At 63.6% G+C, this 23723-nt stretch carries 19 protein-coding genes, 1 tRNA gene and 1 other RNA gene; 15 read left to right on the top strand and 6 right to left on the bottom strand.

Annotation, left to right across the window (positions count from 1 at the left end; translation table 11 throughout):
* Positions 1-3 precede the first annotated feature (3 nt).
* Positions 4-2760, bottom strand: a complete 2757-nt coding sequence (gene aceE / locus L8U58_RS06120; protein ID WP_034973204.1) for a pyruvate dehydrogenase (acetyl-transferring), homodimeric type — start codon at positions 2758-2760, stop codon at positions 4-6.
* Positions 2761-3200: 440 nt separating this feature from the next.
* Between aceE and L8U58_RS06115 the strand changes: the two genes are divergently transcribed.
* The 3 genes from L8U58_RS06115 (at position 3201) to L8U58_RS06105 (ending at position 5299) form a co-directional block, all read left to right on the top strand.
* Positions 3201-3674, top strand: a complete 474-nt coding sequence (locus L8U58_RS06115) for a DUF3052 domain-containing protein (RefSeq protein WP_051873902.1) — start codon at positions 3201-3203, stop codon at positions 3672-3674.
* A gap of 178 nt (positions 3675-3852) precedes the next feature.
* Positions 3853-3928 (top strand) — tRNA-Val (locus L8U58_RS06110).
* A gap of 141 nt (positions 3929-4069) precedes the next feature.
* On the top strand, positions 4070-5299 hold the full coding sequence (locus tag L8U58_RS06105; RefSeq protein ID WP_269954916.1) for an SURF1 family cytochrome oxidase biogenesis protein: 1230 nt from the start codon (positions 4070-4072) through the stop codon (positions 5297-5299).
* Between the two features lie 486 nt (positions 5300-5785).
* Here L8U58_RS06105 and L8U58_RS06100 read toward each other — a convergent pair whose 3' ends face one another.
* Together L8U58_RS06100 and L8U58_RS06095 are read right to left on the bottom strand one after the other, a co-directional pair.
* Positions 5786-6349 (bottom strand): low molecular weight protein-tyrosine-phosphatase, encoded by a 564-nt coding sequence (locus L8U58_RS06100; RefSeq protein ID WP_269954915.1) that lies wholly within the window; start codon positions 6347-6349, stop codon positions 5786-5788.
* A 30-nt stretch (positions 6350-6379) separates the two neighbouring features.
* Positions 6380-7096 (bottom strand): HAD hydrolase-like protein, encoded by a 717-nt coding sequence (locus L8U58_RS06095; protein ID WP_034993692.1) that lies wholly within the window; start codon positions 7094-7096, stop codon positions 6380-6382.
* Between the two features lie 102 nt (positions 7097-7198).
* Here L8U58_RS06095 and L8U58_RS06090 point away from each other — a divergent pair, with 102 nt between their 5' ends.
* The 9 genes from L8U58_RS06090 to L8U58_RS06050 all read left to right on the top strand — a co-directional run bounded on the left by L8U58_RS06090 (position 7199) and on the right by L8U58_RS06050 (position 14560).
* Positions 7199-8392, top strand: coding sequence for a Nif3-like dinuclear metal center hexameric protein (locus L8U58_RS06090; protein ID WP_269954914.1), 1194 nt, complete (start codon positions 7199-7201; stop codon positions 8390-8392).
* A gap of 13 nt (positions 8393-8405) precedes the next feature.
* Positions 8406-9152, top strand: coding sequence for a C4-type zinc ribbon domain-containing protein (locus tag L8U58_RS06085; protein ID WP_034966286.1), 747 nt, complete (start codon positions 8406-8408; stop codon positions 9150-9152).
* 82 nt (positions 9153-9234) lie between these two features.
* Complete coding sequence (locus L8U58_RS06080) at positions 9235-10626, top strand: bifunctional RNase H/acid phosphatase (RefSeq protein ID WP_269954922.1); 1392 nt, start codon at positions 9235-9237, stop codon at positions 10624-10626.
* A 13-nt stretch (positions 10627-10639) separates the two neighbouring features.
* Positions 10640-11100: RNase P RNA component class A (gene rnpB, locus L8U58_RS06075), an RNA gene on the top strand.
* A 75-nt stretch (positions 11101-11175) separates the two neighbouring features.
* A complete protein-coding gene (locus tag L8U58_RS06070; RefSeq protein WP_269954913.1) occupies positions 11176-12726 on the top strand; it encodes an RNB domain-containing ribonuclease in 1551 nt (516 codons plus the stop codon).
* A 38-nt stretch (positions 12727-12764) separates the two neighbouring features.
* Positions 12765-12956, top strand: a complete 192-nt coding sequence (locus tag L8U58_RS06065) for an SPOR domain-containing protein (protein ID WP_269954912.1) — start codon at positions 12765-12767, stop codon at positions 12954-12956.
* 115 nt (positions 12957-13071) lie between these two features.
* Positions 13072-13440: a YidH family protein gene (locus L8U58_RS06060; RefSeq protein ID WP_255463675.1), complete on the top strand. Its 369-nt coding sequence runs from the start codon at positions 13072-13074 to the stop codon at positions 13438-13440.
* Positions 13441-13767, top strand: a complete 327-nt coding sequence (locus L8U58_RS06055; protein WP_269954911.1) for a DUF202 domain-containing protein — start codon at positions 13441-13443, stop codon at positions 13765-13767.
* 106 nt (positions 13768-13873) lie between these two features.
* A complete protein-coding gene (locus tag L8U58_RS06050; RefSeq protein ID WP_269954910.1) occupies positions 13874-14560 on the top strand; it encodes a hypothetical protein in 687 nt (228 codons plus the stop codon).
* 266 nt (positions 14561-14826) lie between these two features.
* Here L8U58_RS06050 and panB read toward each other — a convergent pair whose 3' ends face one another.
* Positions 14827-15687, bottom strand: a complete 861-nt coding sequence (panB, locus tag L8U58_RS06045) for a 3-methyl-2-oxobutanoate hydroxymethyltransferase (RefSeq protein WP_034966204.1) — start codon at positions 15685-15687, stop codon at positions 14827-14829.
* Positions 15688-15779: 92 nt separating this feature from the next.
* Here panB and L8U58_RS06040 point away from each other — a divergent pair, with 92 nt between their 5' ends.
* Positions 15780-17117 carry a glutamine synthetase family protein gene (locus tag L8U58_RS06040; RefSeq protein ID WP_034966224.1) on the top strand — a complete coding sequence of 446 codons (1338 nt, stop codon included), beginning with the start codon at positions 15780-15782 and terminating at the stop codon, positions 17115-17117.
* Positions 17118-17202: 85 nt separating this feature from the next.
* Entirely contained in the window at positions 17203-20247 is a 3045-nt protein-coding gene (locus L8U58_RS06035) for a bifunctional [glutamine synthetase] adenylyltransferase/[glutamine synthetase]-adenylyl-L-tyrosine phosphorylase (protein WP_034966201.1), read from the top strand.
* Here the strand turns inward: L8U58_RS06035 and L8U58_RS06030 are convergent.
* Complete coding sequence (locus tag L8U58_RS06030; protein WP_034977033.1) at positions 20244-21035, bottom strand: sortase family protein; 792 nt, start codon at positions 21033-21035, stop codon at positions 20244-20246. The genes L8U58_RS06035 and L8U58_RS06030 overlap by 4 nt on opposite strands.
* A 43-nt stretch (positions 21036-21078) precedes the next feature.
* On the opposite strand from L8U58_RS06030, the gene L8U58_RS06025 reads away from it, so the two are divergent.
* A complete protein-coding gene (locus L8U58_RS06025) occupies positions 21079-22371 on the top strand; it encodes an MFS transporter (RefSeq protein WP_269954909.1) in 1293 nt (430 codons plus the stop codon).
* Here the strand turns inward: L8U58_RS06025 and L8U58_RS06020 are convergent.
* Positions 22301-23716 carry a glycosyltransferase 87 family protein gene (locus L8U58_RS06020; protein WP_155272501.1) on the bottom strand — a complete coding sequence of 472 codons (1416 nt, stop codon included), beginning with the start codon at positions 23714-23716 and terminating at the stop codon, positions 22301-22303. The two genes, L8U58_RS06025 and L8U58_RS06020, sit on opposite strands and share 71 nt — an antisense overlap.
* Positions 23717-23723 lie beyond the last annotated feature (7 nt).

Genomic DNA, 23723 nt, shown 5'->3' with positions numbered 1-23723 from the left:
CGACTAGTTCGTCGCGGTCGGGTCGTCGATCTGGAAGCGTTGGGCGGCCTCGGCTGCCACAGAGCGCTCGATCTTGCCCTCGCGTGCCAGGCCCAGCAGCACGCCCACCACGATGGATTCCGCGTCGATGTTGAAGTACCGGCGCGCCGCCTCGCGAGTATCCGCAAAGCCGAAGCCATCGGCACCCAGCACCACGTACTCGCCCGGCACCCACTTGCGCACCTGCTCGGACACGGTGGTGGCGTAGTCGCTGACCGCTACGAACGGGCCTTCCGCAGCCTCCAGCTGCTGGGTGATGAACGGCGTGCGGGGCTCCGCCGACGGGTCGCGCAGCTGCTCCAGTTCCACGGCCTGGCCGTCGCGGGCCAGCTCGTTCCAGCTGGTCACAGAGAACACGTTCGCGTCGACGTCGAACTCCTTCAGCAGTTCCTTCGCCTTCAACGCTGCCGTCATGGCCACGCCAGAGGCCAGAATATTGGCCTGCAACTCCGCTGAGCCCGAGGCGGCGTCATAAAGGTAAATGCCCTTGTGTAGCCCCTCAACGTCGAGGTTCTCTGGCTCCGCCGGCTGGTGGATCGGCTCATTGTAGGCCGTGATGTAGTAGATCACGTCCTCGCCGCGGCCATTGTTGCTGTTCTCGCCGTACATGCGCTCGATGCCACGGTGCACGATGTGGGCGATCTCGTAGCCGAACGCCGGGTCGTAGGTCACCACGGCAGGGTTTGTGGACGCCAACACGGGGGAGTTGCCGTCCATGTGCTGCAAGCCCTCGCCTGTCAGCGTGGTACGGCCCGCGGTGGCTCCGATCAGGAATCCGCGAGCCATCTGGTCGCCCGCCGCCCAGATTTCGTCACCCACGCGCTGGAAGCCGAACATGGAGTAGAAGATGTACAGCGGGATCATGGGCTCGCCGTGGGTGGCGTAGCTGGTGCCCGCGGCGATGAAGGAAGCCATGGAACCGGCCTCCGAGATGCCCTCGTGCAGGATGTGGCCGTCGGTGGCCTCGCGGTAGGACAGCATCAGGTCGTGGTCCACCGGCGTGTAGTTCTGGCCGTGCGGGTTGTAGATCTTCAGCGTCGGGAACCAGGAATCCATGCCGAAAGTGCGCGCCTCGTCCGGGACGATGGGCACGATGCGCTTTTTCAACTCGTCGTCGCGCATGAGGTCCTTGAACACGCGGACCAGCGCCATTGTGGTGGCGACCTCCTGCTTGCCGGAGCCCTTGCGGGCGAGTTTGGCGATGGACAGGTCGGGCATCGTCAGTGGGGTGAACTTCTCGCGGCGCTCCGGCAGGAAGCCACCAAGTTCCTTGCGGCGGTTCAGCATGTACTGAATTTCCTCCGCGTCCTTGCCGGGGTGGAAGTACGGCGGCAGGTACGGGTCCTTCTCCAGCTCCTCGTCGGAGATCGGGATGTCCTGCTTATCGCGGAAGAGCTTCAGATCGTCCAGCGTGAGCTTCTTCATCTGGTGGGTAGCGTTGCGGCCCTCGAAGTTGTGGCCCAGGCCGTAGCCCTTGATGGTGTGCGCCAGGATGACGGTCGGCTGGTCCTTGGTCTCCAGGGCGCGCTTGTAGGCGGCGTAGATCTTGCGGTAGTCGTGGCCGCCGCGGCGCAGGTGCCAGATCTCCTCGTCCGTCATGTCCTCGACCAGCTTGGCGGTGCGCGGGTCCTTGTTGAAGAAGTACTCGCGGACGTAGGCGCCGTCGTTGGCCTTGAAGGTCTGGAAGTCGCCGTCCGGGGTGGTGTTCATGGCATGAACCAAGGCGCCTTCTTCGTCGCGGGCGAAAAGCTCGTCCCACTCGCGGCCCCAGACGACCTTGATGACGTTCCAGCCGGCGCCGCGGAAGAAGCTTTCCAGCTCCTGGATGATCTTCGTGTTACCGCGGACCGGGCCGTCCAGACGCTGCAGGTTGCAGTTGATGACGAAGGTCAGGTTGTCCAAGTTGTTCAGCGCGGCGGTCTGGATCAGTCCGCGGGATTCCGGCTCGTCCATCTCACCGTCGCCGAGGAACGCCCAGACATGCTGTTCGGAGGTGTCCTTGATGCCGCGGTCGTGCAGGTAGCGGTTGAAGCGTGCCTGGTAGATGGCATCCATCGGACCCAAGCCCATGGAGACGGTCGGGAATTCCCAGAACTCCGGCATACCGTGCGGGTGCGGGTAGGAAGGCAGGCCGTGGCCGGGCTTGGAGGCCTCCTGGCGGAAGGCATCCAGGTCTTCCTCGCTGAGGCGGCCTTCCAGGAAAGCGCGGGCGTACATGCCGGGGGAGGCGTGGCCCTGGAAGAAGATCTGGTCACCGCCGCCCGGGTGATCCTTGCCACGGAAGAAGTGGTTCAGACCGACCTCGTAGAGAGGTGCGGCGCCGGCGTAGGTGGAGATATGGCCACCCACGCCGATGCCGGGGCGCTGGGCGCGGTGCACCATGATGGCCGCGTTCCAACGGATCCAGCGGCGGTAGCGCTTTTCGATTTCCTCGTCACCGGGGAAGTCGGGTTCCTGGGTAGTGGGGATGGTGTTGACGTAGTCGGTGGATAGCAGCGGCGGGAGGGGAACTCGCTTGGCGGTGGCGCGCTCTAGCAGGCGCAGCATCAGGTAGCGGCCACGATCCGGGCCTGCGGTTTCCAGCAACCCGTCGAGGGATTCCATCCATTCTTGGGTCTCCTCCGGGTCGGAATCGGCCAGGTAAGAGGCCACCCCATCGCGAATGAGAGCGAAGTTGCTGGCATCGGTTGGGATGTTGTTTTCTTCAGCTGAAGCGGACACTTGTTAGTCCTCCTATGATCCACGTGTTCCGGGGGTTCAGGGTGAGCCCCTGCTCTTGTTCCCACAGTACTTGCCACAGTACGTCAAAGTCGGGTTAGAAAACCTCCGCTGGTGGGCCGATTGTGTTAGGTTCAAAAATGTAGTTTTTTAACCACACCAGCTGCGGTAACTGCAAAGTTGTGCAAGTGTATGTGCAACCGCACAGTGCATAGGCGCGATGTGATTGCGTGATGGGATTGCGCGGTGTACATGCGTGATGTGAGTGCGCGGTGCACGTGCGCGGTGCGATTGCGATGGTTGTATGGCTAGGCAGTGTGCGTGGCTGGAACGCCCGGTTAGTTCGCGTGGCAGATCTGTACGGCAGGAATGTGCGGCAGATTTGCATGGCGGATTTGTATGCCGGGTTGGACGATTAGGAAAGGTACGTAATAACAGTGGCAATGGCCCCCGGTTCGGCTCAGAGCTCTGCAGGCTCCGCTGGCGGTGCACAAGGCAAGGATGCGAAGGGCGCGAAGGGCGCGTCTGATTGGGCGGACCTGCTCAGCATCGAGTCCGACTACCTGATCCAGGAAATCGGCTGGGACGAAGACTGCGACAGCAGCATCAGCGAAGCCCTGGAAGATGCCATTGGCGACGCACTGTTGGACATCGATACCGACGAGGTCGTCGATGTGGTGCTTTTGTGGTGGCGCGACGAAGACGGCGACCTGGTCGACGGCCTGGTCGACGCAACGCGCAGCCTGGGGGAGGACGGCCGCATCTGGCTGCTGACCCCCGCAAAGTTGGACGCCGGCCGCGTCGAGCCAGGCGTGATCGCAGAGTCCGCCCAACTGGCGGGACTGGTGCAGACCAAGTCGGAGCGCCTCGGCGACTGGCAGGGAGCCTGCCTCGTTTCCTCCGGAGCCAAGCGCTAGCTTCAACCCGATGCTGCCGTTAGCGAAGTCGCGGTCGCTGCCGCAGTCGCAGACGCTGCCGTTGGTGCGGATGCTTCTCGGGCCGGGCGCTACCTGCGGTTTCGTTATTTTGCGGGTGGACGTGCTAGAGTCATTAACGCTTCAAACGAAGCCACAGTTTCTTTCTTAGAAACAGCACGCGCCTTTAGCTCAGCTGGAAGAGCAGCTGGTTTACACCCAGCAGGTCGGCGGTTCGAACCCGTCAGGGCGCACCAAGATTTTTCACTGCCCCGCGGCCACCTCGGTCGCGGGGCTGTTGCGTTCCGCCCGCACTGCACGCGCACCCGCCCGCACTGCACGCGCGCCCTCCCGCGCCACATTTGGCCTCCCCGCTGGCTGGGGCAATAATGGATCACATGACACCCTCGAAGCGCAGCGGCTGGCGAAGTCTCCTCACCCCCGGATGGATCATCACTGCCATCCTGGTCATCGCCTTCACCTACACCGCATTCAGCTTCCTGGCTCCATGGCAGCTCGGCAAGAACAAGGATAAAAACGCCTTTAACCAGCGCCTCGAACAATCCCTCCAGGTCGACCCCGCCCCGATCACCGATGTGATTCCGGGCGACGGGGGATCGGTGGGCGTCGATAAAGAATGGACCAGAGTCGCACTACAGGGCCATTTCCTGCCCGATAAAGAGGTGCTGCTGCGTAACCGTCCGGTCGAATCGGCTCACTCTTATCAATCATTGACGCCCTTTCGCCTCGACGGCGGCCAGACCGTCTTGGTGCATCGCGGGTGGGTTGCCGTGGAAGGTGACGGGGCTGCGCCTAAGTTGAAGCGTGCGCCGGGTGGTGACGTGAAGGTGACCGGGTTTATCCGGATGAGCGAGGCTGTGCCGTCTGCGAAGCCGTCGCAATCTCAGGGATACACGCAGGTCACGGGCATGTCGACGAAGCAGATTTCCGACGCGACGGGCGAGGATCTGGCGGCGGACTATGTGCAGCTGGACTCGGAGAGTGTGGACCGGCTGAACGGTATGGCCGGTGGCGGTGGCGATGGTGCTGGTGGTGGCGGTGGCGACAGTGCTGGTGCTGGTGGTGCCGGTGGTGGTGACAGTGCCGACGGCGGTGATGCTGAAGTCCTGGATCTGCAGGCGCTGCCTCTGCCGCACTTGGATGGTGGCACGAACTTGTCCTACGGAATCCAGTGGATTGCGTTTGGCATTCTGGCTCCGGCGGGTCTGGGCTGGTTCGTGTATGCGGAGATGCGCGAGCGTCGACGCGAGCGTGAGGAAAGCGCCGAGGTGGCCCGCCTAAACGCCCAGGTCGCCGACGGTGCTGACGGCGGTTCTGCCGGAGACGCTGAAGGTGCCTCTGCTGTTGCGGACAAGTCTGGCGACGCGGACAAGTCTGCTGTTGCGGACACGTCTGCTGGTAATTCTGCTGGTGCGGCCGATGTCAAATCTGCTGGTTCCGCCGATGCCAAATCCGAGCCAAGCAAGAGGGAAACGTCTCCGAACAGGGATAATGCTACCTCCGGCAAGGAATCTCGCAAGCGGTCTGACCTTACCGACCGCTATGGAGGTACCCGCTCCCGCTTTGAGGAACGCCGCGCCGAAAAGCGTGGCAAGGAGCGCTTCTAGTCTCCGCAAGCTATCCGCCCAGCCCGCGAGATGTCGTTAGAACGGGAATTAGCCGGGGCAGCTAGGAGCGAATGTCGTTAGAACGGGAATTAGGAAGCGCGGGCGCAGAGCTTTGGTTTTCTGCAACGCGCTGACCAGCTCTTTTGCGTTGTTGATAATGGTGGTCTGTAACGGATTCCCGTTCTAGCGACATTTGGCCTTCCGGGGTGGTCGAGGATTCCCGTTCTAGCGACATTTGGCCATCTGGAGTGGCCGAGGATTCCCGTTCTAATGACATTTGGCCTTCCGGGGAGTCCGGGTGCGCGAATTAGCAATGTTCGCGAATGCGGGAGGAGGGGGGGTAAGTGTCGGAAAAGTTGCAATAGAGCGCCGCGGTGGGTTTGCGAAGAATGAGCAAAACGCTCTGACCTGCATGTTTGTACTAGTGAAAATTTGTTGCAGTAACAAATTGCAAGTTTTCCGACATTTAGGCGGTGAACAGGGCCGCTAGCGCCCCAGCTTCTCCTGCACATACGCCACAATCCCCGGCACGGCGGCCTCGATTTGCTGCCCGACCTCGGTAAAGTCCGAACGGCTGCCATAATAAGGGTCGGCGACTTCGGCACCGGCGGGGGAGTTGGCGTCAAAACTACGGAACAAGCGAATGCGCCCCGGATCGACACCCGCACTGCGCAACCCGCGCACATGCCCGTCGTCCATCGCGAGGAAAAGGTCGGCGCCCATATGCTCAGAGCCAAGCTGTGCCGCGCGGTGCGCTGTGCCGTCGTAGCCTAGTGACGCCAACTCGTCCACCGCCCGACCATCAGCGCCGTCGCCGATGTGCCAGCCGCCGAGTCCGCAGGAGTTCAGGGTCACGGGCGCGTCGGCGGAACCAGCGGTTTCAGCTGCCGGGGAGGGGCCAGGCTCAGGCGAGGGACCAGACTCAAGGGAGGTGCCAGACTCAGGGGAGTGACTGGTGGCGATGCCGGCATCTTCGAGGCCGGCGCGCAGGATGACCTCGCCCATCGGGGAGCGGCAGATGTTGCCCGTGCATACGACAGTGATGTGCATTGTTTTCCTTTCCGTTTCTCGCCGATTCGGCTAGCTCTCGTTGGCCCAGCGCTGCACCAGAGCGTCCAGTTCCTCGGGAGTGTTCACGGTGTAGGCGGCCTTGGCGCGCTCCTCCGCAGAGCCATAACCCCAGCCCACCAGCACGGTGGGGATGCCGGACTGCGCGGCGCCCTCCACGTCGTGGATGCGGTCGCCGATCAGCAGCATCTTCGTCGGGTCGAGGGCCCGCAGGCCTTCCTCGGCGCTCATGTGCGCCAGCACTTCGCGCACCTCGGGGGCCTCTTTCAGCTGCTCCAGCGCATATTCGATGACGGCGGCCTTGGACCGGCGCGTGCCGTCCTCCTGGGCGGCGCCGAGAACCGCGAAGTACTTCAGCATGTCGTGTTCGCGCAGGATCCGCTCCGCCGAGACCTCGGATTTCGACGTCGCCGTCGACAGCACAATGCCTTCGCCGGACCATTTTTCCAGCAGGTCGCGCATGCCCGGGAATGGGGTGGCTTCCTGCCAGCGGCCGTTCTCTTGGTCCGACAGGTACGTGTCGAAGACCTTCTGCAGCAGCTCGCCTTCCAGCCCGATGTCCCGCAGAGTCTCGACCATCGGCGGTCCGGGGATCTGCCGCACGCGCTCCTCGGGAGGAACCGGCACCCCGTGTGCCTCCAGTGCTTCTACAAAGCTGGCGCGGATGCCGGGGTAGCTATCCATCAGCGTTCCGTCTACGTCTACAAGCAGAATTGGTAAATCTCGCACTCCTCCAGTCTGTCAGATCTGGCTAGGCTGGGTGAAGCATGCAGACAGCAGTGCCAGCAGCATTTAGTGCCAGCAGCACAAAGCAGTACCCCAGGAGAATCCGTGCCAGAGTCATCTACCAAACCCGCCGCGCTCGAAACCGCCGCGACCGAAACCGCCGCGACCTCCGCCGCCAACACCACCGTCGCTGACGTCGTCGCCGCCTTGGAGGCCGCCTACCCGCCCTACCTCGCCGAATCCTGGGATGCAGTCGGCCTGATCTGCGGCGACCCCGCCGAGCCCGCCGACAAGGTCGCCTTCGCCCTGGACTGCACCGATGCCGTCGTGGACGCCGCCATCGCCCAGGGCGCGCAGATGCTCGTGGTCCACCACCCGCTGCTGCTCCGCGGCGTCACCGCGGTGCCCGCCAATTCCCCGAAGGGCCGCATCGTCCACAAGCTCATCCGCCACGGCATCGCTCTGTTCGCCGCGCACACGAACGCCGATTCCGCCCGCCCTGGCGTGAACGATCGCCTTGCCGAACTCCTCGGCATCACCCCGGGCGCAGCATTGCGGCCGATCCCTTCCGGCACCGATAAGTGGGGCTTCACCGTTCCTCTTAATGACGCCCCCACAGTGAAATCCGCCATCTTTTCCGCAGGCGGCGGCGCGCAGGGTGACTATGAACAGGCCTGCTTTGAGTTCTCCGTCACCGGGCAGTTCCTGCCTACGGAAGGCGCGAATCCGCACCTCGGCGCGGTGGGGGAGGTCGAGACGGTCGAGGAGGTCCGCATTGAATTCGTAGCCCCCGCCGCGAAGCGGGAAGCCATCCGTGCGGCCTTGATTAAGGCACACCCTTACGAGGAGCCGGCCTACGACTGCGTGGAAACCTCCCTGCCCACGCCCGCCGATCAGCAGCTGGGCATCGGGCGCGTCGGCGAGCTGGATACCCCTATGACTCTGCGGGAGTTCACCGCCCGCGTGGCCGAGCGCCTACCCCGCACCGAATGGGGCGTACGCGCAGCCGGAGACCCGGACACCATGATCCGCACCGTCGCCGTCGCCAGCGGCGCCGGCGACAGCTTCCTGGGCCAAGTCGCAAAAATGAATGTGGACTGCTTCGTCACCTCCGACTTGCGCCACCACCCGGTGGATGAACACCTACGCATGGGCGGATGCCCGGTCATCGATACCGCCCACTGGGCCAGCGAGTTTCCGTGGTGTTTCCAGGCGGAGGGCGTCATTAAGAAAGCGACGAAGGCACAGACCACAGTGATCGACGTGCGCACCGATCCGTGGACCGTGCACGAACAATAGGAGGGTTACTGCGATGCGCTGGACGAGCGAGGACCGACACACACTGGCAGACCTGGCGCGCGACCAGGAGGAGCTGGGGATCGCACAGGCGCGGCTGGATTCTCTGCCTGAACAGGCGGCGCTGGAGGAGCTGCTGGCGAAGAAGCGGGCGGAGCAGCGTAAAAATGTGCTGAATAAGGCGCAGGTCAGGAGTGACCAGGCGACGGTGCAGCGCCTCCGCCAGGACGTGGCGAAGTTGAAGGAGCGCGAGCGCGCCAACGTGGCGGGGCTCAGCGCGCAGACCGACCCCGAGCGGCGGCGGGATCTAAAGCACGACCTGCGCAGTACTCGCGACCGCTTGCGGGAGATGGAACAGCGGCTGGAACGCTCCGCGAAGGTGCAGTCGCTGTTTAGCGGAGCCAACACTGCTGCCGAGCAGGCCGATAGCCAGACGCACGCGAAGATCGACGCGGACATCGCCGCCGCGCGGACCGACGTAGAGCGGGCGACCAGTGCGCTGCAGGCGGATATCTCTGCGATCCAGGCGCGGCTAGCTCAGCGGCGAACAGCGCTAGAGGACACGAACCCTGGCCTTCTACAGGCCTACGACCAGCAGATGTCCGAGCATGGCGTGGGGGCCGCAGAGCTGCAAGGGCGGACGTGCCAGGCGTGCTTCATGGAGCTCGACCCACTGTCGATGAAGGAGCTCGACGCGCTGGCCGACAGTGGTAGCGGGGAAGTGCCGCGGTGCCCTGAATGTAATGTCCTGCTGCTGCGATAAAGTGGCGTGAAGATCGCGCACGGCGGCGCGAGGTTGTGCAAGACGGCAGACGATGGTTTTCGGTAGACGAGGGTGATGAATGATGCGCTTAGACGTGGAATGCGACGGAGGATCCCGCGGTAATCCGGGCATCGCTGGCTGTGGCAGCTCGGTTCTGGATGGCGACCAGGAAGTCGCCGCACGCTGGGAGTTCATCGCCAAGGCCACCAACAACGTGGCCGAGTACCAGGGGCTCATCAACGCCCTGGAGCTGGCCATCGAAGTCGCGAAAATGCGCGGTGCCGCGCCGTCCGAGCTGGAGATCCAGGTGCGCATGGATTCCAAACTCGTCGTCGAGCAGATGAGCGGCCGTTGGAAGATCAAGCACCCCGACATGAAGCCCCTGGCCGCGCGGGTGAAGGAGCTGGAAGCGACCCTCGCCGCCGTCACCTATAACTGGGTGCCGCGCGCGCAGAACAAGCGCGCCGACGAGCTGGCCAACCGCGCCATGGATGACAAGGTTGGGGGTCGCTGGTTTGATGACGCCCTCTCGTTCCAACCTGCCGCCGATTCAGCGAGCGCTGGCGCGGGGGCCGGGGCAGAGTCTGCGGAGGTTGCCACGGCGCAGGCGACGCCAGCTGTTCCGGCGCAGACGGCTCCTGCTGCACCGAAGGGGACGGCACCGGCTCCGGCGCAGGAGGCCGCAAGCTCGCCGGAATGGCACCCCGGCGGGAAGCCGACGCGCCTGTGGGTGCTACGTCACGGACAGACGGAGATGAGTGTTCAGCGGCAGTTCTCCGGACTCTCCGACCCGGAGCTGACCGCGCACGGACAAGAGCAGGCCAAGCGGGCTGCAGCGTACGTGGCAGGGCAGCTTGCTGGCTCAAGTGGTAGCGCTGGCGCGGTGGCTATCTACAGCTCCCCGCTGAAGCGCACCCGCCAGACCGCGGAAGCCGTGGCCGAGGCACTTGCGAACGCCGGCGGGGCTGGTGGCTCCAGTGACGCTGGCAACGCAACTGGCACCGCAGGCGGCGCTGCAGATAAGTCCCGCGTCCACACCACCGAGGCCCTCATTGAGATGAACTTCGGCGACTGGGAAGGCCGCACCTTTGCCGAGGTCATGGACGAATTCCCCCTCGAGCACGACGCCTGCCTCTGGGACAGCTCCGCCGCCCCCAGTGGAGGCGAAAGCCCCGATGACGTGCTCGCCCGCGTCCGCCCCTTCTTCCGCGACGTAGCCCGCAACCACCCGGGCGAGGACGTCGTGCTGGTCAGCCACGTCACCCCCATCAAATCCATCCTGCGCCACGCGCTGTGCGCAAGCGGTGCCATCTACCGCACACTGCACCTGGACCTGGCGGGGCTTTCCGTCATCGAGATCTTCGGTGCCGATGGGGCGGTCCGCGGGGGAGAAGTGGGCGTCCAGAATAAAGACAGTGCAGTAGTGCGACGGGTGAACGATACGCACTTCCTGGATACAGAAACGGTGCGCTAGAGTTAACCCTTGTCGAGACGGCCGGGCGATCGCGGCGCGCGGAACCACCCTGCACACGGGGCAGGCCGGGCGCGGAGGAAAGTCCGGACTCCACAGGGCAACGGTGGTTGCTAACAGCAACCCGGGGCGACCCGCGGGAACAGTGCCACAGAAAACAAACCGCCCGCCACAGGCGGGTAAGGGTGAAAAGGTGCGGTAAGAGCGCACCAGCGCCCCAGGTGACTGGGGTGGCTAGGTAAACCCCACCGGGAGCAAGGTCAAGGTGCCCGCACGCGCGCTATCCCAGATAGTGCAGACGTGCGGCGTAGCTCTAGGGCTGCCCGCCCAACAATGAGCAGGTAGGCCGCTTGAAGCCATCAGCAATGGTGCGCTCAGATGGATGATCGCCTCGTCCCACGCTGTCCTCGCGTGCCATAGGTGCTGCGGGGCGGGCGGGGGATAGGACAGAATCCGGCTCACAGGTCGTCTCGACGCAAAAATCTTTTGGGGTGGGGCTGGGGCGGGGCGTTGGGCTGCCGCGGGCAGGGCGGTTGTGCCACTCTTGAAGGCATGAAACTTTTCGCCGCCGAGCTGAACTTCCGCACCATCGCCGAGGAGTTCGAACTGCCGGAACACTTCCCGGAGGATGTCCACGCCGAGGCGCTGCACGCCACCGACCGGTATGCGGATCAGCGCCGCGACCTGCTGGATGTTCCCTTTGTGACGATCGACCCGGCCGGTTCGATGGACCTGGATCAGGCAGTGAACATCCAGGACGCAGACGGGGCTGGAGGGGTTGGCGCGGCTGGCGGGGCTGGCGGCGGCGCGGACCCGGCTGGCGGCGCGGCCCGGTGGCGCGTGCGCTACGCCATCGCGGACGTTGCGGCGTTTGTCGACCCGGCCGGGGCTCTGATGGCGGAGTCCCTGCAGCGCGGCCAGACTATGTACCTGCCCGACGAGCCGACCCGTCTGCACCCCGCGGAGCTGTCCGAGGGCAGTGCCTCGCTGCTGCCGGACCAGACCCGCCCCGCCGTGGTGTGGGATATTCTGCTGCGTGCCGACGGTGAGGTCGCGGAGTGCACCGTCTACCGCGCACTGATCCGCTCCGTGAAGCGCTTCGATTACACCGAGGTTGAGGCCGACATGAAGCGTGGCACTCTTCACCCCGCCATCGCGCAGCTGCCGGAGGTTGGCCGGGCGCGCCAGTCCTCTGACCTGCGTCGAAAGGCCATCAACCTGCGATTACCTTCGATTTCCGTGGAGCGCACCGAAAGCGACGACGGCACCGAGCGCTACGTCCTGGACATCGACGAGCGTCTGGAGATGAACGACTTCAACTCCGAGCTTTCCCTTCTGGCGGGTATGTGCGCCGGCGAGATGATGGTTCGCGCCGGAGTCGGCATCCTGCGCACCCTGCCTCCCGCCGGAGACAAGGAAATCGCCGCGTTCGACAATGGTGCGCGCGCGTTGGGCTTTGATCGCTCCGGTCGTTCGATCGGGGAATTGCTCGCTGATATTGACGCCTCCACGCCGCGCGGCATGGCACTCATGCGTGACGCGCAGACTCTTCTGCGCGGGGCGGGGTACCAGCACTTCGGCCTGGTCAACGGGAATGCTGAGGCGGACGCGGAGCCAGCTGGCGCCGACGGCGCGGGCAGCGCGGGCAGTGCGGGCGAGGCTGCCGACGCGGAGCCCAGTATCCACGCCGGCATCGGTGGCCACTACGCGCACGTCACCGCTCCACTGCGCCGGCTGGTGGACCGCTTCGCCACGGAGGTTTGCCTGGCGATCGCGAACTCCCAGCCCATCCCGGAGTGGGTCACCGCTAACGTAGACCAGGTGCTCAGCACGATGAAGTCCAGTGGCCAGACGGCTAGCGCCGTCGACCGTGCCTGCCTGAACCTCACCGAGGCAGTCGTTCTGCAACCGTGGGTCGGCCAGAACTTCAACGCCACCGTCCTGCATAGCGACGGCGCAGACAAAGCAAAAATCCTGGTCGAACAGCCGCCCATCTTGACGACTTGTGTTGGCGGCCCGGACGAGGCGTCAACAGTAAAAGTAACCCTGGTCATCGCCGAACCCACAGCGCGAAAGGTGCGTTTCGCCTGGCCAGCGGATTAGCGCGGGGGCTGTCCGGTGCGTGTGGTACACATAGGCATATGAGCGAAAACGATGCGCAGAAGTGGTACTACGACACGAAGACTGGGCAGGTCAGCCAGGGTAAGGAAGGCGCCTGGGAAAACCGCATGGGGCCCTACGACTCGCGCGAGGAGGCCCAGTCGGCTATCGAGACCGCGCAGCGGCGCGCCAAGGAAGCCGAGGAGTACGACGTGGAAGAGAATGACGACTAAGGATTCGGACGGCGCGGGTTCGAGCGCTGGCGGCGCGGGCGCGGGCTCGAGCGGCTCGGGAAGCACAGGCGCGGGCGAGCGCTCGTGCACTGGCGGCGCGGACGAGCGCTCGTGGCTGGCGCGCACGCTACTGCCCGAAGGGGAGGAGCCCGACCCGCGCTTCACCCTCGCCAACGAGCGGACCTTCCTGGCCTGGATCCGCACTAGCCTGGCGTTTCTTGCCGGTGGCGTAGCTTTGGAAGCGTTCCGTTCTCCGAGCGTCCCCGAGCACCTGTGGAGCGGCGCAGCTGTGTTGGTGCTGCTCGTCGGCATGCTGATCGGGCTGGGTGCGGCGGTGCGCTGGCTTCGCGTGGAACGTGCCATGCGCACCGGGAAGGCTTTGCCTGTGCCCGCGATCGTGCCCTTCTTGGCGGGCGTGGCCGTGGTCGCCTGCGCCGTGGCGCTGGGGTTTGTGATCTTCGGCGACTTCGGGATGGAGCTGTAAGTGACGCGCCCGCACTCTGACCTGGGGCTTCAGCCGGAGCGCACCAGCCTGTCGTGGCAGCGCACCCTGCTGGCGCTGCTGGTCGTCAGCGCCCTGCTGTTCCGCTGGATCGGCCGCTACGGAGTGGTCGTCCTGCCCGCGGCCGGGGTGTTGATGCTGCTCGCGGCGCTAATTCTGCTGACCCAACGCCGCCGCTACCTACGCTTCAGCGCCGGTCTGCGCGCCGAACGCCTCACCGCAAACGTCGGCTCGGTCGTCGCGGTCACTGCGGCTGTCTTGATCTGCGGCTTTGTCGCTGCCATCTTCGTTATTCTGGACGCCATCTAACCCCAACCGCCCAGTATTGTTGTACTGTCCTAAGTGTTGATCAAACGCGCAGTTCAAGGCAGGTCACTATGTGCAGGCGTAATAAAGGGGCAAAAAGCGTGTGGACGTGAATGTTTTCTATCGGACTTTTGACGTCTCTGATGTTGCCCCAGGGGCTAATGTCTTAGATCTCATCTTTCACGGGTTGATCCTCTTTACTGTTCTGTCCAGCATTATGGCCTGGGCGGCAATCATAATTTTGATTTCCAGATCGATTTGGAGAAAAAAGAACCCCGGCAGGCAAACCCGTATGTGGTCAGTTATCTTTGCTCTGTCCTTTGCGATATACGTGATTTCTGTTCCGTTGTCCTTCAAATTAGTGCTGTTCCCGGGTGGAATATCATCCAAAATCTACGCGCTGGATAAATATGGGAATGGGAGGGCGGTTCCCATGGTGTCGGAAGATTCCCCAATGAACACTGTGAGAATGGATCACACCAAGAAGACATTTTTGGAGAAGTACCATCGAGAGATCCAAGACGCTTTGTCTAGTGACCCAGAGTTAATGCAGTATGACCTTGTGGGATGTAGGGATCAAGGGGATGACAAGCATGAGAAGTCAATCCTCTGCGGCGGCTATCTGGATTCCGGTGTTCATGCTGTTAAGGGAGGGAAAGAGTTTAGTTTAAATCCCCATTTTCATTTTGGGGAGAGGCCAGAATATATTCGAGAAAGTGTAGGGATGGATTTAGAAAACTCGCCTGGCGGCGGCATGCCGGTTCGGCTTAAGATTTACATTTCTGGGCGAAGCTAGTGGTGGCTGGCGGCGGCTGACGGTGGCTGGCGGTGTTTGTTGGCGGCTGATGATGCTGGGCGGTGGCGCGTGGGCGTGGTGACCGGCGGTGGCTGGCGCGCTAAATGTCGTTAAAGTGGTAAAACTTTATTGGCAACAATTGCGATTACCGCAAAACTGCAGGTCAGAGCAGTTTTAGTTTCTGGAAAGATTTTTTCGGGAAGACGAATTCCCACTTTAACGACATTTAGCGTTTTGGGAAGGGGCGCCAGCCCAGTCCAGCAGGCCTAGAAGCAGTGCTCCGCCGCCGGGAACTCGCCCGTAGCGACCTCCCGCTTGTAGGCCGCCGCGGCGGCAGTCATATCCGCGCCCACCGAAGCCCACTGCTTAGCGAAGCGCGGACGGTGCCCACCGGCCGGGAAGGCAGCCATGTCGTGCCACACCAGAACCTGCCCATCACAGTCCGGACCTGCGCCGATGCCAATCGTCGGGATGGCCAGCTCCTTAGTTACCGAAGCAGCCACGTCCGCGGGCACCATCTCCAGCACCACCATGTCGGCACCGGCTTCCTGCACGGCGCGGGCGTCGGCCAGCAGTTGCTCGGCCCCAGCCCCGCGGCCCTGCACTTTGAAACCTCCCAGCTGGTTGACGGACTGTGGAGTAAAGCCGATGTGTGCGCACACGGAGATACCGGCGTCCGTAATAGCGCGAATGCGATCCGCCATCCGCACCCCGCCTTCGATCTTCACCGCGTGGGCGCCCGTGCGATGCAGCATCTCGGTGGCGGCCTTCACGGCCTGCTCGTCCGAGGCCTCATAGGTGCCGAAGGGCAGGTCAGCGACCACAACGGCATTGCCAGCCCCGCGGACGACGGCGGCGACCAGGTAGACCATTTCGTCCATGCTGATGCGCTGGGTGGCGTCGTAACCAAAGACCACATTCGCGGCAGAATCGCCGACCAGCATGATCTCCACCCCGGCCTCGGCGAAGGCGACGGCGGTGGAGTAGTCGTAGGCGGTCAGCATCGCGAACGGCTCGCCGGATCCTTTGCGCGCCTTCAGGTCGGCGATGCGCACCTTCTTGGTGGGGACCAGGTAGCCGGTGGGGGTGGAGCCCGATGTTCCAGATGTTGCAGTCATGCTGTTCATTCTAAGTGACGCCCCCAGCACCAACGAGCCGGCCACCGGCGAAGGCCAGGAAAGGGGGCGCGGCGAAGAGGGAAGCTCTTACAATGGGTTCTATGAATCGCCAACAGGAATATGTTCTGCGCACGCTGGAAGAACGCGAGATCCGCTTCGTCCGCCTTTGGTTTACGGATATCCAGGGGTACCTCAAGTCCGTGGCGGTGGTGCCGGCGGAGCTGGAGGGGGCGTTCCAGGAGGGCATCGGCTTTGACGGCTCGGCGATTGAAGGGTTTTCGCGCGTGGCGGAATCCGACACGATCGCACAGCCCGATCCGTCGTCGTTCCAGATCCTGCCTTTCAAATCCGATACCGGGGAGCTGTCGGCGCGCATGTTCTGCGATATTGCGATGCCGGATGGCACCCCTTCGTGGGCGGATCCGCGCCAGGTTCTGCGCCGCCAGATGAAGGCCGCAGCGGACCAGGGCTTCAGCTGCTATGTGCACCCGGAGATTGAGTTCTTCCTGGTCAAGGAGCTAGAGACCAATGGCTACCCGCCCGTGCCGACGGATAATGGTGGCTACTTTGACCAGGCCGTCACGGACGATGCGCCGGCTTTCCGCGCCCACGCGATTAGTGCGCTGGAGCACATGGGTATTTCGGTGGAGTTCTCTCACCACGAGAACGCGCCGGGGCAGCAGGAGATCGATCTGCGCTATGCCGATGCCCTGACGATGGCAGATAACGTGATGACTTTCCGCTACTTGATTAAGCAGGTAGCCCGCCGCAATGGAGTGGCGGCGACGTTCATGCCGAAGCCTTTCCAGGAACATGCCGGTTCGGCTATGCACACCCACATGTCGCTGTTCGAGGGGGATACCAATGCCTTCCACGACCCGGATGATGAACTGCGTCTGTCGGGCACCGCGAAGTCCTTTATCGCGGGCATTCTGGAGCACGCGCCGGAGATCACTGCGGTGACGAACCAGTGGGTGAACTCCTACAAGCGCATTACGTCCGGTGATGAGGCTCCGCGCGCGGCGGCGTGGGGTGCGTCGAACCGTTCCGCGATGGTGCGCCTGCCGATGTACACGCAGCACAAAGCGGCTTCCCGTCGCGTGGAGGTGCGTTCGCCGGATAGCGCGTGCAATCCGTACCTGGCGTATTCGGTGTTGCTGGCAGCGGGCCTGAAGGGCATCAAGGAGGACTACGAGCTGCCCGCCCCGGCGGAGGAGGATGTCTCCCGCATGACCCGCCGCGAGCGCATCGCCGCAGGTTACAAGGATTTGCCGTCTGATCTGAACAGCGCGCTGCGCGAGATGGAGCGTTCCGAGCTGGTCGCCGATGCCCTCGGCGAGCACGTATTCGAGTACTTCCTGCGCAACAAGTGGCGCGAGTGGTACGAGTACCAGTCGCAGATCACGCCGTGGGAGCTGCGGAATAACTTGTCTTTCTGATTCCTTAGTTGACTCTCTTTTATTGATCTATTTATTGACGCCCTCACGTACTCACCTTCACTAACCCCAGGAGCACCTGCACTTTATGACCCGCCCACGCAGCTCGCGATCTTCCGTGCCCAACGCCCGCAGTTTGGGGCTGACGCACCCCAAGGCGCAGGAGGACCTGCAGCGCTTGGGCTGGGTGGATACCCAGCACGCGGAGCAGATGTGGACGCTCGCGGCGACGGGGGATCCGGATCTGGCGCTGAATAACTTGATTCGCCTGGTGGAGGCGCTGGGTGATGGGGCATCTGAGCTGCTGGATCGCATTGCCGAGTCCCGCACCTTCGCCGTGCGGCTACTGGGGCTTTTCGGTGCATCGTCGATGTTGGGTGATCACATTGTCGCCCATCCGCAGGAGTGGAAGCAGCTGGAATCGGGCATGCCCACCTCTCAAGAGATGATGCAGCTGATGCTGGACAGCGTCGAGGCGACGCGCGTTGAGGGCGCGGGTGAACGGGTGTTCCGCGCAGCCGTTACCGGTTCGCAGGCCGACGACGCCATGCGCCTTGCCTATCGCACAATCCTGGCCCGCATCGCCGCTGTGGATGTGGCGGGCACTTTTGTTCAGCGCGGACAGAAGCCATGCAAACCAGTCAGCTTCGAGCTGGTCTCCCGACGCCTGTCGGATGCTGCGGATGCTGCCCTGACCACCGCGCTGGCAGTGGCTTGTGCGCAGGTGTATGACGCCGACGAGGAACCCGCCCGGCTTGCCGTACTAGCCATGGGCAAATGCGGTGCGCAGGAGTTGAACTACATCTCGGACGTGGACGTCATCTTTGTTGCCGAACCCGCAGACCCGAAGGCTACGCGCTGGGCAGGGGAGTTCATCAACATCGGCACTCGCGTGTTCTTTGAGGTGGATGCGGCACTGCGCCCCGAGGGCAAGAGCGGTGCGCTGGTGCGCACCCTGGAATCGCATGTGAACTACTACAACCGTTGGGCCGAAACCTGGGAGTTCCAGGCTCAGTTGAAGGCCCGGCCAATGACCGGCGACATGGAGCTGGGGCAGGACTACGTGGACTCCCTGGCTTCCCTGGTGTGGTCGGCCGCCGAGCGCGAGGACTTCGTCCCGGACGTCCAAGCCATGCGCCGCCGCGTGATCGAGAACATCCCGGACGAGCTCCGCGCCCGCGAACTGAAGCTGGGCCCCGGGGGCCTGCGCGACATCGAGTTTGCAGTCCAGCTTCTGCAGATGGTGCACGGGCGCACCGACGAATCTTTGCGTACCCGCTCCACCGTCTCCGCGTTGAATGCTCTGGCCGCAGGTGGCTATATCGGCCGGGCAGATTGCCAGAGCCTGCAGGAAGACTATGCGTTCATGCGCCTGCTTGAGCACCGCCTGCAATTACAGCGCCTTAAGCGCACCCACACCCTGCCGCCCAAGGAGGACATCCGCGCACGTGTATGGCTGGGTCGCACAGCCGGCTGCCGACCGGAGGGCACCAGGTCGATGGACGAGCAGCTATCCGCGGATGTCAAGCGCGTTAACCTACAGGTCAGCCACCTGCATTCGAAACTGTTCTACCGCCCATTGCTTACTTCGGTGGCAGCGATGGAGGCAGATACCATTCGCCTGTCTCCGGAGGCCGCCAAGCGCCAGCTTGCCGCCTTGGGATACGCGTACCCGGATCGTGCATTTGAGCACTTGAGCGCGCTAGCAGCGGGGAAGAGCCGCAAGGCAAAACTCCAGGCCATCATCTTGCCCACGTTGCTGGAATGGCTCGGCAAAACCGTTGATCCGGATGCCGGCCTGCTGAACTATCGCAAAATGTCGGAGGCCGCGCACGACTACAGCTGGTTCTTGCGACTGCTGCGCGATGAAAACATCGTGGGCAAGCGCCTGATGCACATCCTCGGCACCTCGCCCTATGCCTCCGAGCTGTTCCTCAACTCGGTGGATTCCGTGAAGGTTCTGTCCGATGGTGCCACCGGCCCGAAGTTCCTGGCTCGCGAGCCGCAGGTGGTGACCCACTCCCTGGTCGCGGCCGCTGGTCGGCACCTGAACCCGGACAAGGCGATCGCCGTCGCCCGCTCCCTGCGCCGCGCGGAGCTGGCCCGCATCGCCGCGGCTGACCTGCTGGGCTTCATGGATGTAGAGCAGGTCTGCGTGTCCCTGTCCTGGGTGTGGGACGCGGTGCTGGAGGCCGCCCTGCGCGCCGAGATTCGTTTCTGGGAGGACGAAAACGTCGCCAATGCGCCCGCCCGCATTACCGTCATCGGGATGGGTCGTTTGGGCGGTGCGGAGCTGGGGTATGGTTCGGACGCCGACGTGATGTTTGTCGCTCAGCCTGTCGAAGGAGCGGACGAATCAGAGGCGCTGAAGTGGGCTACCTCCATTTGTGACTCGGTACGCACGCGGCTGGGCAGGCCCAGCCAGGACCCGCCGCTGGATGTGGATATTGATCTGCGCCCAGAGGGCCGAAACGGCCCGGTGGTTCGAACCTTGGATTCCTATCGCCGCTACTACAAGGAGTGGGGCGAGACGTGGGAGATGCAGGCTCTGCTGCGCGCCACCTGGATTGCCGGTGACAAGGACCTGGGCATCGAGTTCCTGCGCATGATCGACGACTTCCGCTACCCGCCGGGTGGCGTGGACGACAAGGTCGTCCAGGAAGTCCGCCGGATGAAGGCCCGCGTGGATTCCGAACGTCTGCCCCGAGGGGCGGATCGCAAGACCCACACCAAGCTGGGCCGTGGTGCCCTGACGGATGTGGAGTGGACGGTGCAGTTGCTGGCCATGCAGCACGGGGATGATGCCCAGAACCTGCGTAACACCTCCACCCTGGAGATGCTGCGCGAGCTCGCCAGCGGCGAGTTCATCGCCGAGTCGGACGCCGACATTCTGCGCGAAGCGTGGCTCACCGCCACTGTTGCCCGCAATGCGATTGTGCTGGTCAAGGGCAAGCGAAAGGATCAGCTGCCCAGCCACGGCGACCAGCTGCGTCACGTCGCGGCTGCCGCCCACTGGCCGCCGGAGAAGGCTCAGGAGTTCCTGGACGACTACCTGAAGAAAACCCGCAAAGCCCACCGAGTGGTGGACAGGATCTTCTGGGGCGAGGACGTCGGCATCGACTACGGCGGCTAGACCAGCTCACCCTCGACGATCACGTTGTAGCCCAGGTCGCTGGTTCCGGAGACCGAGCAGGCGATCAACACAATCCGCCCCGGCCGCTTGTCGTCCATGATGTCCGGGTCGACAATGGCCTCGTTCTTGTCCACCAGCCAGCTGCGGGTGACTTTCCAGGTGCGCTGGTGGTTCGCGCCATCGCGCATCTTGATTCGCGCCCCGTTTAGCACGTCCGAAGAGTAGCGCTTCACCGGTTTCCCATCCGTACCGGTAACGGTCTTCGCCGGGGCGTTCAGGTTCACGTCGGCGGTCACGGCCTCGCTCAGCGGGTTAAACACCAGTGGGGCGGAACCCCAGGCGTGTCCCAGCACGTACATCGTGCCCTTCTTCGCATCGGCGGGGGATACTCCCCAGCCGTCCACCCAGCGCACCATCGTGTTCTGCGGACCCGCCGGGTTCAGTGGCAGCGCATAAGGCATAGATGCAAAAGTCGCACCCTGCACCGGGGCGGGGCCGTCCATGTTGAACGTTCCCGTCTGCCCGACCTGCCCCGGAACTACCGATGGATCACCCTCGTCCTCCGACTTCGGTTCCTTCTTCTTGCTGGGCTTCGGCGTTGAGGACGAAGACGAAGACGAAGCAGAACCGCCGGTGCCCTCGCTGGAGTTGGTGCCGTTGGAGGCCGAGGGGGCGTCATCACCAGAAAAGCTACCCACCGCCCACACAAGCAACGCGATCACGACCAATAACGCGACAACGGCGGCGGCTACTCGGCGACGATTGCTAAAGGGACGGGTAAAGCTCATGGTGAATGAGTTTATCTATTTATCGACGAGTAGCGTTGGACAAGTGACGGCAAGAGAGAAAGACAACCCAAGTGCCGACAAACTCAGCGGCCGGGCGCTGCTGGTGTGGGCAGCCGGAGTGCTGTGCTACACCCTGGCGGTGACGGGGCGCACCTCCTTCGGCGTGGCCAGCGTGGATGCGATCGACCGCTTCCACATCAACGCAGCACAACTGGCGGTATTCACCGCGCTGCAGCTGGCGGTGTATGCGCTGTCGCAGATCCCCGTGGGGTTGCTGATCGACCGCTTCGGGCCGCGGAAACTCATGGTCGCGGGCGCCTTTGTGATGGCGCTGGGGCAGTTCATCCTGGCGTGCACCACCAGCTATCCAGTGGCGATCGGCGCCCGCATGCTGATCGGAGCGGGCGATGCCACGGCCTTCCTGTCCGTGATGCGCCTGATCCCCGCCTGGATTCCGCTGCGCCACGCCCCGCTGATGGGGCAGCTGACGGGCGCGGTGGGGCAGTTCGGCCAGTTCCTGTCGGCCGTGCCTTTCCTTAGTCTGCTGCACGCGACCAGCTGGCAGGTGGGCTTCCTCAGCCTCGGCGCGGTTGGTGCGCTGCTGGCCATGGCCGCGGGAGTGCTGGTGAAGGACGCGCCCGAGCCCGCTAAGCCCGCGTCCGCTAAGGCTGCCGTACCCGCCGCGCCCGCCCAGCGCCTGCCCGTCAAGACGATCCTGGCGAATGTCCTGACCAACCGAGTCTGCTGGCACGCCTTCTTCATCCACTGGACCGGCCTGGGAGCTCTGGTGGTGTTCACGCTGCTATGGGGACTGCCGATCATGACTTTGGGCATGGGGCTACCAAAGGATCAGGCCGGTCTAGCACTATCCCTGGGCACCCTCGCCTCTGTGGCAGTCGGCCCGATCGTAGGCCTGCTATCCGCGCGTTTCTACAGCCGCCGCATGTACGTGGTGATGCTCTTTTCCATCACCGGCTGGCTGGGCTGGCTGTGGTTTTTCACCTCCGCGCCGACGGGAGCGCTGTGGGCTGCATGCCTGATGAACGTGGTCATGGGCTTCACCGGGCCCGTTGCGAACTTGGGCTTCGACTCTGTGCGCGAAAAGGTGGACCGTCGCTTCGTCGCCACAGGCACGGGTTTGGCGAACATGGGCGGCTGGGTCGCGGGCATGATCGGCGCCCAGGCCGTCGGAATCCTGCTGAACGTCCAGGCCCCCGATGGCCACTACACCTGGGGTAACTTCGGTGCGGCCTGGTTGGCCGTGGCTACCGTGTGGGCGCTTGGTTTCTGCGGAATGTGGCTTTCGCGGGATCGAAACGCTCGCTACTATTCCTAGTCTTTCTTTTCTTTAGGACGCCCACAGCCCCCAGCCCGCCGGAGACTCGCGACTTAAGCCCTTCGCGGATGGTGAGCTTGATCGCCAAGAAGGTGATGTACACCATCAGGATGTTGCGCAGAGCAAGCACGAGCGCGGCGAACCAATGCGGCCCCTCGAAGAGGAGGTTGTAGGTAAAAGGGAACACCACAGTAGTGAGGGCGGCAGCGATGACGCTGAGGCGGGGCAGCTCTCCGAGAACGTCCTGCGCGCGCTCGCCATCCTGTGCGGGCTCGCGAACTTGCGCGTGCTGGTCATCAAGCACAGGCTCGTTTTCCTGTGCGGACTGAGACTCCGGCGACAGCTTCACTATCAACACGGCCAGCAGCGGGCCGAACCACACGACGTACTGCGGGGAAAACACCTTGTTGGAGATGATCAGCAGCAGCACCATGGACAGGAAGAAGAGGGCGGTGCTGCGGGGAGACCAGGCGTCAAAAAGAAAGCGCCACAGAGCCCAACCCAGGCCGAACAGAACCGTTCCGAGCATCAGCACAGAGCTGACGAAAACCAGCTGATCCACGCCAGGGCCGAAGATCTCGAAGCTCTTTGACGGGGCTTTGGCGATGTGCCAGCGCCCCGGGACGATGGCCGCGGCGACGATGAGGGGAGTGGCCAGGATCGACTCGATCTGCAGGCCGCGGACGTCTTGGTACGTCAGAGGGGAGACCAGGCGATCCCAGCCAGAAGTCAGCCACGTTATCGCGCCGACGGCCAACATCGTGCCCGCGAAGGTTGCCAGCCGGGTCCATGTGGCCGATCGGTTCCACTTATCCACCAGACCCGCGGCCAAGGCGGCGGGCCAGAGCTTCGACATCGCCGCGAACCCCAGCAGAGCCGAGGCGATCTTTGGATGGGTGAAAAGCGCCGCAGCGGTGACTGCGACCAGAAGGCCGGGGATCAGGTCCAGGCGGGAGTAGGCGATGGGACCAGCCGCGGCGGAGAAGGCCGTCCAGAACAGGGCGGCCCGGTGGCTGCGGCGTAGCAGGTAAAAGAAAAACGCCGTGCTCAGGGCTAACAAAAACCCCGAGAAGAGGGTCAGGAAAACGCGCGTATGATCCCCACACAATTGGATGATCGCCCGCACTGGCCACAGTCCTGCATCCGGGTACTCGGACAGGGGGATGGCGCCACTTTGGGGGCGGGTTGGCTCCTTCACGGAGTTGCGGAAGTAGTACAGCGGATCGCCGTTTGCGAAGGGCCAGAAGATAAGGATACCGACGATAACCGTCTGCACCAGCGCCCAGGCTGCGATGATTTTCGATCGTGGCCACGGGGCGGCGGATAGGTTCGTCTGATCACTCACGAAAGTG

Source organism: Corynebacterium macclintockiae, from assembly GCF_027570165.1.
Taxonomy (GTDB): domain Bacteria; phylum Actinomycetota; class Actinomycetes; order Mycobacteriales; family Mycobacteriaceae; genus Corynebacterium; species Corynebacterium macclintockiae.
The sequence above is the reverse complement of the archived record's forward strand: the minus strand, read 5'-3'. Positions and strand labels throughout refer to the sequence as shown.